This window comes from Emticicia sp. (genome assembly GCF_049241225.1).
Classification (GTDB): domain Bacteria; phylum Bacteroidota; class Bacteroidia; order Cytophagales; family Spirosomataceae; genus Emticicia.
In genome coordinates this window covers 1-1,750 of sequence record NZ_JBMLRC010000296.1, presented here as the reverse complement: position 1 = coordinate 1,750, position 1,750 = coordinate 1, and the positions used below count along the sequence as shown (strand labels likewise).

2 protein-coding genes are annotated in these 1,750 nt (G+C 40.1%); both read left to right on the top strand.

From position 1 onward, the window contains the following. Positions 1-1,190: M28 family peptidase (locus tag ACOVO2_RS15930; RefSeq protein ID WP_421770932.1), on the top strand; the 1,190-nt coding region annotated here is incomplete at its 5' end. Beyond that, positions 1,156-1,750: 5-oxoprolinase subunit PxpB (gene pxpB, locus ACOVO2_RS15925; RefSeq protein ID WP_421770931.1), on the top strand; the 595-nt coding region annotated here is incomplete at its 3' end. The genes ACOVO2_RS15930 and pxpB, both read left to right, overlap by 35 nt.

Here is a 1,750-nt window from a genome sequence, read left to right as displayed (position 1 = left end):
GAACTGACTCATTAAAATGGACAAAAGATTTTATTATGTTGAGCGGAAAAGCCACAAAACTCGAAAATATTCCTGTGGTATTTGTGGGCTATGGCTGGGTCGATGAAAAACAAGATGATTATAAAGGTATAGATGTAAAAGGTAAAATCGTAATCGCCCAATTTGGTGTTCCAAACAGCGACGACCCGAACGAAAATCTCAGAGGTTCATCTAAAAAAGTTGATTTTGCGGCCAAAAATGGTGCTGCAGCATTCATTCAATTATATAATTTGAAATATCCTTGGGCGGCAATTACCAATTATATGGGGGGCGAAAAACTTGCTTTAGCTCCAGAAAATGCCTCAAATACAGATATTCCGCATATTTGGGTAAGTAATACGCACTTGAAAAAATTTGATAGAGAATCTTTGAAAACCTTGAGTTTGAATGTGAGTGAAGTCTCAAAGAAAACCGTAATGTCTTACAATGTTTTAGGCGTTTTAGAAGGCTCTGACCCAGTTTTGAAAAATGAATATGTGGTATTAACTGCACACTTCGACCACGTTGGAACTGGCAGAAAAGGTGGCCGAGTAACTGAAAGCGATACTATTTTCAATGGAGCAAGAGATAATGCCTTCGGAACAACTGCCATTTTATCAGCCGTGAAAGCATTTACCCAAAAACCAACCAAGCGTTCGATTTTATTCATTGCCTACACAGGCGAAGAAATTGGACTTCTGGGAAGTAAATATTATGCCGAGCATCCACTCGTGCCGTTGAAACAATGTGTTTACAGCCTCGATTGCGATGGTGCAGGTTATAATGACACAACCAAAGTCACGGTTATCGGACTTGACCGCACTGATGCCCAACCACAAATCGAAGCAGGAGCAAAGGCTTTTGGATTAACAGCAATCACCGACCCAGCTCCCGAGCAAAATCTGTTCGACCGTTCAGATAATGTAAATTTGGCTGCAAAAGGTATTCCATCACCCGATTTTGCCCCAGGTTTTACGGCTTTCGATGCAGAAATCAACAAGTTTTATCACCAAGTTTCTGACAGTCCAGAATCAGTCAATTACAATTATTTGCTGAAATTCTGTCAGGCCTACGTTTATGCAGCTCGGTTGATTGCCGACCGCCCAACTGCTCCTAAATGGAAGGCTGGCGATAAATATGAAAAAGCATTCAACGAGCTATATGGTAAGTAATTCGTACAAGATTTTTCCACTTAGCGATTCGGCCATCACAATTGATTTTGGCAATGTCATTGATGAAAAAGTCAATGACATTGTCATGCAATTGTATCATTTTTGCAATAAAAACGCTTTTGTTGGCATGAAAGAAGCTATGCCAGCTTACGCTTCTCTGACCATTTTTTATGATGTTTTTCAAGTCAGAAAAAACTATAATTCCTTTGAATCTGCTTATGCTTTCGTGGAGAATTTCTTGATAAAAAGCTATGAGAATCTCGGTGAGGCGGAAAGTTATGTAAAACGAACTATTGAAATTCCTGTAAATTATGATGGCGAAGATTTAGGCTATGTAGCTGATTATCATCAGATTAGCGAAGAACAAGTGATTGAATTACATACAACGCCAACATACAGAGTATATATGATGGGTTTTTTACCGGGGTTTGCCTACATGGGTGGTTTAGATGCTCGAATTGCCACTCCACGTAGGTCAACGCCACGCACAAAAGTTCCTGCGGGGAGTGTAGGTATTGCAGGAAATCAAACTGGGATTTATCCTTCAGAAAGCCCTGGGG